The 8,727-nt window shown below is 62.8% G+C and carries 7 protein-coding genes; 3 read left to right on the forward strand and 4 right to left on the reverse strand.

Translation table 11 applies throughout. The features are described 5' to 3' along the window. From ACTHL0_RS16165 to ACTHL0_RS16180, 4 genes are all read right to left on the reverse strand, one after another. Nucleotides 1-120: (2Fe-2S)-binding protein (locus tag ACTHL0_RS16165; protein ID WP_440567824.1), on the reverse strand; the 120-nt coding region annotated here is incomplete at its 3' end. Between the two features lie 276 nt (nt 121-396). Next, the gene (gene murI, locus ACTHL0_RS16170; protein WP_440567818.1) at nt 397-1,296 is read right to left on the reverse strand and encodes a glutamate racemase; all 900 of its coding nucleotides are present in this window, start codon (nt 1,294-1,296) and stop codon (nt 397-399) included. A gap of 77 nt (nt 1,297-1,373) precedes the next feature. Beyond that, entirely contained in the window at nt 1,374-1,856 is a 483-nt protein-coding gene (gene bfr, locus ACTHL0_RS16175) for a bacterioferritin (protein WP_440567819.1), read from the reverse strand. Between the two features lie 206 nt (nt 1,857-2,062). Then, a complete protein-coding gene (locus ACTHL0_RS16180; RefSeq protein ID WP_440567820.1) occupies nt 2,063-3,598 on the reverse strand; it encodes a fumarate hydratase in 1,536 nt (511 codons plus the stop codon). A 647-nt stretch (nt 3,599-4,245) separates the two neighbouring features. Between ACTHL0_RS16180 and acs the strand changes: the two genes are divergently transcribed. The 3 genes from acs to ACTHL0_RS16195 form a co-directional block, all read left to right on the forward strand. Further along, nucleotides 4,246-6,228: an acetate--CoA ligase gene (gene acs, locus ACTHL0_RS16185; RefSeq protein WP_440567821.1), complete on the forward strand. Its 1,983-nt coding sequence runs from the start codon at nt 4,246-4,248 to the stop codon at nt 6,226-6,228. A gap of 164 nt (nt 6,229-6,392) precedes the next feature. Beyond that, complete coding sequence (locus ACTHL0_RS16190; RefSeq protein ID WP_440567822.1) at nt 6,393-6,752, forward strand: DUF4212 domain-containing protein; 360 nt, start codon at nt 6,393-6,395, stop codon at nt 6,750-6,752. Then, nucleotides 6,749-8,727: sodium:solute symporter family protein (locus tag ACTHL0_RS16195; protein ID WP_440567823.1), on the forward strand; the 1,979-nt coding region annotated here is incomplete at its 3' end. The genes ACTHL0_RS16190 and ACTHL0_RS16195, both read left to right, overlap by 4 nt.

An 8,727-nucleotide genomic window follows, 5' to 3' on the forward strand; every position in this document is an offset into this window, starting at 1 on the left:
TTTGCCGCAACACGTGGCAACGCCGAGTTCGAACTGTAATTCATCGAACGTGTCCGCGCCTTCCGCGATGGCAGCGCGAATTTTGCGGTCGGAGACGGACTTGCACACGCAGACGATCATGACTGAAGCGAAAACAAAACGTTAATGCGAACTATTATCATTTCGTTTTGTGCGCTTGGCAAGCACGGTGTCTTATTTTTTGTAACAGGCGTACGTGGGAGATCGTGCCCCGATTGGCGGGGAAATCGCAGCGGTAGGGGCTGCCGTCGGGTGATCGGGCGAATGAACGGTCGGGCGGTGAGGGCCTTCCTGCTAAGGGAGCTTGGCGGCGACAGGGCCTGCCGCGGCCGAGCCCGACCCAGCCCAGCCCAGCCCAGCCTTCGCTCAGGCTCAGGCTCAAGCCGCGTGCGATTGATCGGGCGTGCCGCCGCGCGTGCCGATCGAGACGCATTCGACCGGACCGTCGAGCCCGAGCAGCGTGGAGGCCAGCCGGTGCATGTGTACGCCGTTGTCGGTCGAACACAGCCGGGGTGGCGCGGGTTGCCGATCGGCCGGCGCGCTCAAATGGTTCGTCTCGAGCACCCGTTCGAGCTGCCGGGCGATGGCCACGCTGGTATCGACGAGCGTCAAACGATCGCGGGCGATGTCGCGGATCGCGGCATCGAGAAACGGGTAATGCGTGCACCCCAGCACGAGCGTATCGGCCCCCGCAGCCAGCATCGGCTCGATATAGCGCGCGAGCAGGGCTCGCACCTCGGGTGAATCGATGTCGCAGCGTTCCACCGCATCAGCGAGCCCGTGGCCCGGTTGGCAGATGAAGTGGCAATCGGCCGCATAGCGCTCGATCAGCGAACGAAACCGTTCGCTGCGCAGCGTGACTTGCGTGGCCAGGACCCCCGCCGTGCGCGATTTCGATTGCGCGGCCGCGGGCTTGATGCCGGGCTCCACGCCGATGATCGGGACGGCCAGCCGCGCGCGCGCGAGCGCGATCGACTCGGCGGTGGCCGTGTTGCAGGCGACGACGAGTGCCTTAGCCCCTTGCGAGACGAGCCACTCGCTGATTGCGAGGGTACGTTCCGAGATGAATGCGTTATCGCGCGCCCCATAGGGCGCATGCAGCGAATCGGCGACGTACAGCAACGCCTCATGCGGCAACTGCGCCCGGATCGCCCGCAGCACCGACAACCCGCCGAGCCCCGAATCAAAAATACCGATCGGCGCTTCGTGGCCGCGCCGCGGCGGCGACTCCGTCGAAAACGAGTGATCAGGCAAGGAGGCGTCGAGCGGTGCGGTCATGGCCGGCTAAGGGCAACAAGGGACAACAAGGGCAACAGAAACGACAAAGACAATGAAGCTGCGGACGAAGAAACCGGTCAAGACTCGGAGGGCGAGCCCATCGCGGATTGCTGATAGTTCTGCAAGCCGACCTTATCGATGAGATCGAGCTGGGTCTCCAGCCAATCGATATGTTCTTCGGTGTCGTCGAGAATCGTCGTGAAGATCCCGCGCGAAACGAAATCGCGCACGGTTTCGCAATAGGCGATCGCTTCTTTGCAGGTCGCTTGCGAGCCCTGTTCGAGCTTCAGATCGCATTCCAGGATTTCTTTCGTTTCCTCGCCGATCAGCAGCTTGTGCAGATCTTGCAAGTTAGGCAGGCCGTCGAGCATGAAGATACGTTCGATCAGCATGTCTGCGTGCTTCATTTCGCCGATCGATTCGTCGTATTCGTGCTTGCCGAGCTTCTCGAGCCCCCAATGCTTGTACATCCGCGCGTGCAGGAAGTACTGGTTGATCGCCGTCAGCTCGTTCTTGAGCTGCGCGTTCAGGTATTCGATGACTTTCTTGTCGCCTTGCATAGAGATTCCTTCTTGACGGGGCATTGAACGCAAACGATAAACGCTGACACCGCAAAAGCCAAGACTTCGCGCTCGATGTCAGCCGTTCGGCCGAGGTCGTCCCATCGAAAAAGCCGGGCATGGAGCCCGGCTTTCGTCCCTGAGCAGGACACTGTACGGCTGTTGCGCTCAGTGCCTGGCCAGCCTCAGTACACGCTTACGTACGGTCAGGCCGTCACGACCGGCAGCTTGCCGATCTTGGCTTGCCACTCTTTCGGCCCCGTCTGATGAACCGACGTCCCCGTCGAATCGACCGCCACCGTCACGGGCATATCGGAGACGTCGAATTCGTAGATCGCTTCCATGCCCAGATCTTCGAACGCGAGTACCTTCGCACCGCGAATCGCTTTCGAGACGAGATAAGCGGCGCCGCCGACGGCCATCAGATAAGCCGCCTTGTGCTTCTTGATGGCATCGATGGCCACGGGGCCGCGTTCGGCCTTGCCGATCATCGAAATGAGGCCCGTTTGCGCGAGCATCGTTTCCGTGAATTTATCCATGCGGGTGGCCGTGGTGGGGCCGGCTGGGCCGACGACTTCATCGCGCACCGGATCGACCGGGCCGACGTAATAGATCACGCGGTTCGTGAAATCGACCGGCAGCTTCTCGCCCTTGGCCAGCATATCGGCGATGCGCTTGTGCGCCGCGTCGCGGCCCGTGAGCATCTTGCCCGACAGCAGCAGCGTCTGGCCCGGCTTCCAGCTTGCGACTTCCTCGGGCGTCAGCGTGTTCAGATCGACACGCTTGCTCGTTTCCGTGTTCGGCTCCCATTGCACTTTCGGCCAGGCGTCGAGCGGCGGCGCTTCGAGATGCGCCGCGCCGGTGCCGTCCAGTGTGAAGTGCGCATGACGCGTGGCCGCGCAGTTCGGGATGATCGCGATCGGCTTGGAGGCCGCGTGCGTCGGGGCCGCCATGATCTTGACGTCGAGCACCGTGGCGAGGCCGCCGAGCCCTTGCGCGCCGATGCCGAGCGCGTTCACCTTCTCGTGCAGCTCGATCCGCAATTCTTCGATCCAATCGCGCGGGCCGCGAGCGATGATGTCCTGAATATCGATCGGATCCATCAGCGATTCCTTCGCCATCAGCATCGCCTTCTCGGCGGTGCCGCCGATGCCGATGCCGAGCATGCCCGGCGGGCACCAGCCGGCGCCCATCGTCGGAACCGTCTTCAAAATCCAGTCGACGATCGAATCGGACGGATTGAGCATCGCGAACTTCGATTTGTTCTCGGAGCCGCCGCCCTTGGCCGCGACCTGAACGTCCACCTTATCGCCGGGCACGATCTCGTAGTGGATGACGGCCGGCGTGTTGTCCTTCGTATTCTTGCGAGCGCCTTCGGGCGGATTGACGATCGATGCGCGCAGGACGTTGTCGGGGTTCAGATAGCCGCGACGCACGCCTTCGTTGACCATATCGGTGACGCTCATCGTCGCCGCGCCGCTTTCGCTGGCCCAGCGCACGTCCATACCGATCTTCAGGAAGACCGTGACGATGCCCGTGTCCTGGCAGATCGGCCGGCGGCCTTCCGCGCACATGCGGCTATTCGTCAGAATTTGCGCGATCGCGTCTTTCGCGGCCGGGCTTTCCTCGAGCTCGTACGCGCGGCCCAGGGCCTGGATGTAATCGAGCGGATGGTAGTAGCTGATGTACTGCAGCGCGTCGGCGACGCTCTGGATGAGGTCTTCCTGTTTGATGACTGTCATGGCTGAGTGCTGTGGAGGACGGGGCGGACAAATCGAAAACGATCGCGCCCGAAATGCGCGCGAAAAATCGCGCTATTGTACCGCGCCGCCGCATGGCGTATCGAATGGGGCTCAAGGGCCGCCCGCGCGGCACCGGGCCCGCGGTTTGACGGTGCCCGTCGACGTATCGATCTGGTTGTCGATCGTGTCCAGCGCGCCGTTTCGAGGACAACGCTGCCGGCATCAGCACGCAGCCACCGACGCGTGACCGGCGGCGCGTGCTTCGTGTCCCCGCTCCCGACAGGCCGGCCGCGAGCGCTCGTGCGCGACGTCATCGAACATGATCGGGAGCGAAGTTCGGCTAGCATTGTAGGAAGCGCTACACGATAGAGACCGGAAGACCGGACATGGCCTCGTAAACCCGACTGGCGCGCGCCGAAGCACAGCTGCAATAACAATTTGCGATCGAACGAACGGCCAATGGCGCGCGTTGTAAGAACCCGGTAAGTTGTGCCCTTTACTGTGCAACGACTATCGTGCGAGACGGGATGCCCACGGCGCAGCGTTGCTGCGGCGCGGCATTCGATGCGTTCTTGCGCGGCTCGACGGCATATCCGCCGGGCCGGCGCCGAATTGAAGGTTTCATTTTGTCCATAAGGGAGTAGTCGATGTCTGCGATTGAATCGGTTCTTCACGAAAGCCGTGTGTTCTCGCCGTCCGCCGAGGCGACTGCCGGGGCGGCCATTTCGGGAATGGACGCATACCGGGCGCTGATGGCCGAGGCCGAGTGCGACTACGAAGGATTCTGGGGCAGGCTGGCGCGCGAGACGCTGAGCTGGCACAAGCCGTTTTCGACGGTGCTCGACGAATCGAACGCACCGTTCTTCAAGTGGTTCGAAGATGGCGAGCTGAACGCGTCGTACAACTGCCTGGACCGTCACGTCGAGGCCGGCAACGGCGGGCGTACGGCGCTCATCTTCGAGACCGACGACGGCAGCGTCACGCATGTGACGTACCAGGATCTGCTGGCGCGGGTCTGCCGCTTCGCGAATGCGTTGAAGCGGCGCGGCGTGAAGAAGGGCGATCGCGTTGTGATCTATATGCCGATGTCGGTGGAAGGCGTCGTCGCCATGCAGGCGTGCGCGCGGATCGGCGCGCCGCACTCGGTCGTGTTCGGTGGCTTTTCGTCGAAATCGTTGAACGAGCGGCTGGTCGATGTCGGCGCGGTCGCGCTCGTGACGGCCGACGAGCAAATGCGCGGCGGCAAGGCGCTGCCGCTCAAGCGCATTGCCGACGAAGCGCTCGCGATGGGCGGATGCGAAGCCGTCAAGAGCGTGTTCGTCTATCGCCGCACGGGCGGCAGCGTCGAATGGGACGCGGCGCGCGACATCTGGATGCACGAAGCCGCCGCGCAAGAGGCCGAAACGTGCGAACCCGAATGGCTGAGCGCCGAGCATCCGCTCTTCGTGCTGTACACGTCGGGCTCGACAGGCAAACCCAAGGGCGTGCAGCACAGCACGGGCGGCTACCTGCTCTGGGCCGCGCAGACGATCAAATGGACATTCGACTGGAAGCCGTCGGATATCTTCTGGTGCACGGCCGACATCGGCTGGGTCACCGGGCACACGTACATCACCTACGGGCCGCTTGCGCTCGGTGCGACGCAAGTCGTGTTCGAAGGCGTGCCGACGTACCCGGACGGCGGCCGCTTCTGGAACATGATCGAGAAGCACAAGGTCAGCGTCTTCTATACGGCGCCCACCGCCATCCGTTCGCTGATCAAGATCGCCGAGGCGGATCAGAAGGTGCAACCGAAGAGCTATGACTTGTCGAGCCTGCGTATTCTCGGCACCGTCGGCGAGCCGATCAACCCCGAAGCTTGGGTCTGGTATTACGAGCAGGTGGGTGGCGGACGTTGCCCGGTGGTCGATACATGGTGGCAGACCGAAACGGGCGGCCACATGATTGCGCCGATGCCGGGCGCGACGCCGCTGGTACCGGGTTCGTGCACATTGCCGCTGCCGGGCATCATGGCCGCCATCGTCGATGAAACGGGCCAGGATGTGCCGAACGGGCAGGGCGGCATTCTTGTCGTCAAGCGCCCCTGGCCGGCGATGCTGCGCACCGTGTGGGGCGATCCGGAGCGCTTCAAGAAGAGCTATTTCCCTGCTGAGCTGGGCGGCAAGCTGTACCTGGCCGGCGACGGTTCGGTGCGCGACAAGCAGACGGGCTACTTCACGATCATGGGCCGTATCGACGATGTCCTCAACGTATCGGGCCACCGGCTCGGGACGATGGAGATCGAATCGGCGCTCGTGTCGAACCCGATCGTTGCCGAGGCGGCCGTGGTGGGCCGGCCCGACGATACAACGGGCGAGGCTGTCGTCGCATTCGTGGTGCTCAAGCGGCCGCGTCCGGAAGGCGAAGAAGCCGCCAGGATTGCCAACGAACTGCGTGCCTGGGTGGGCAAGGAAATCGGGCCGATCGCGAAGCCCAAGGATGTGCGTTTCGGCGACAACCTGCCGAAGACACGCTCGGGCAAGATCATGCGTCGCTTGCTGCGCTCGCTGGCGAAGGGCGAGGAAATTACGCAGGACGTTTCCACGCTCGAGAATCCCGCGATCCTCGAGCAGCTGGCGCAGGTGCGTTGATCGGCGATCGTTGATGGTTGATGGTTGAACGACATCGTTGCGCTCGCATCGAGCGGGCGCAACGTTTCCCTTCGCCGTCGTCATAGCGTGCGGGGGCCCCGATCCGGACGCGATACGCGGACAATCCCAATTGCCCGTGCCGCGCCTTTTTGATACATAGGCGCATGGCCGCGCCTCGTTCTCTCGATCCTATTGCTCAACGTTCGCTTGAACCGCCTCCGGTATCGAAGGCGATGATGCTTGCGCATCGGCGCTATTGGCGCTTCAACGTGATGTTGATCAGCGTATTGATGCTGATCGGGTTCGTCGTGTCCTTTGTGGTGCCGCTGTTTGCCCGGACGTTGACGAGCGTGCGGGTGGCTGGGTTCCGGCTGCCGTTTTATATGGGCGCGCAAGGGGCGATCGTCGTCTACTTGATTCTGATCGCGGTGTATATCATCGCCATGGCCCGCGCCGACCGCCGCCTGCGACAGGCCGCGGCGGACGACTCGGCCAACCACCCCGTGAGTGAGGCAACACGATGAGGCTCGTGAACCGGCTGGTTCGGGCCTATGTGCTTTATACGCTGGGCTTCTTTCTGTTCATCTACACGATGTGGCGGATAGAGCGGGTGACGGGGCCCGGCGTCTGGGTGGGCTATGTTTTCCTCTTCGTTCCGATTGCCGTTTATGCCGTAATCGGTTTGCTGTCGCGTACGTCAGATCTCGTCGAATACTACGTGGCGGGCAGGCGTGTGCCGGCGGCGTTCAATGGTATGGCGACGGCGGCCGATTGGTTGTCGGCGGCGTCGTTCATCGGGTTGGCCGGTTCGCTGTACGCGACGGGCTACGACGGGCTGGCGTATGTGATGGGTTGGACGGGCGGCTATTGCCTTGTCGCGTTTCTGCTTGCGCCGTACGTGCGCAAGCTTGCGCGTTATACGATTCCGGATTTTCTCGGCACGCGCTATTCGAGCAATGTCGTGCGCGGCATCGCGGCGATGGCGGCGATCTTGTGTTCGTTCGTTTATCTGGTGGCTCAGATTCAGGGCGTGGGGATTATCGCGACGCGCTTCATCGGCGTCGATTTTGCGATCGGTATTGCGTGCGGCTTGGCCGGTATTCTTGTCTGCTCGTTCCTGGGCGGCATGCGTGCGGTGACATGGACGCAGGTGGCGCAGTACGTGATTCTCATCAGCGCGTTCTTGATTCCCGTCGCGATGATCGCGCATAAGGACGGACTCGGATGGGTGCCGCAGCTCACGTACGGCCGGATGATGGAGCGGATGGAAACGCTCGATCGCATCGTGCGCGATTCGCCGGAAGAGCGGAGCATTCGCGTGTCGTATCGAGAGCGGGCCGCGCAGATCGATGCGAAGATCGCCGCGCTGCCGGGCTCGTATTTGACCGACAAAGTGCATTTGATGCGCGAACTCGACGCCTTGCGTCGTCGGAACGGACCGTTGCGGGACATTCATGAGCGGGAAGCCGCGCTCGAAGCCTTTCCGCGCGATGCGGCGGCCGCGCGTGTGGTGTGGACGCAGACGCGCGACGATTTGCTGGCGCGTGCGACTGATCCCGTCCCGATGTACGACCCGTTTCCTTCCGCCGATGAACGGGGGCGACGCACGCACGAGCGCAACTTTCTTTCGTTGCTGCTGTGTTTATCGCTGGGCACGGCGAGCTTGCCGCACATCTTGTCGCGTTACAACACGACGACGTCGGTCAGTTCCGCGCGGCGATCGGTTGCATGGACGCTGTTTTTTATTGCGCTTTTTTACGTGACTGTCCCGGCGCTGGCAGTGCTGATCAAGTACGAGGTGATGACGCACCTGGTTGGGCGCTCGATGTCCGATTGGCCGGCATGGGTGACGCAGTGGCACCGCGCGGAACCGGGCCTGATTGGCATCGACGGTGGGACGGGCGACGGCATCATCCGATGGTCGGCGATTCGAATGCGGCCCGACATGGTGGTGCTGGCCGCGCCGGAGATTGCGGGGCTGCCGTATGTGATTTCGGGGCTCGTGGCGGCGGGGGCACTGGCGGCGGCGTTGTCGACGGCGGATGGATTGCTGTTGACGATCGCTAATGCGTTGTCGCACGACATCTATTACCACATGGTCGATCCCGCGGCATCGAGCCAGCGCCGCGTGACGATTTCGAAGATTTTGTTGCTGGGGGTGGCGCTGTTCGCGTCATATGTGGCGTCGCTCAATACGGGGAATATTTTGTTTCTCGTTGGGGCCGCGTTTTCGTTGGCGGCGTCGAGTTTTTTCCCTGTGCTGGTGTTGGGGGTGTTCTGGAAGCGGACGACCAAGCGGGGGGCGGTGGCGGGGATGATCGCGGGGCTGGGCGTGTGCGTGTATTACATCGTGTCGACGTATCCGTACTTTCGGCAGATGACGGGGTTCGTGGGGCCCAGATGGTTTGGGATCGAGCCGATTAGTTCGGGGGTGTTTGGGGTGCCGGCGGGGTTCTTGGCGACGATTGTCGTGAGTCTGTTCGATCGGGCGCCGGATGC

Origin of the sequence: Trinickia sp. (assembly GCF_051961175.1) — a bacterium.
Lineage (GTDB): Bacteria > Pseudomonadota > Gammaproteobacteria > Burkholderiales > Burkholderiaceae > Trinickia.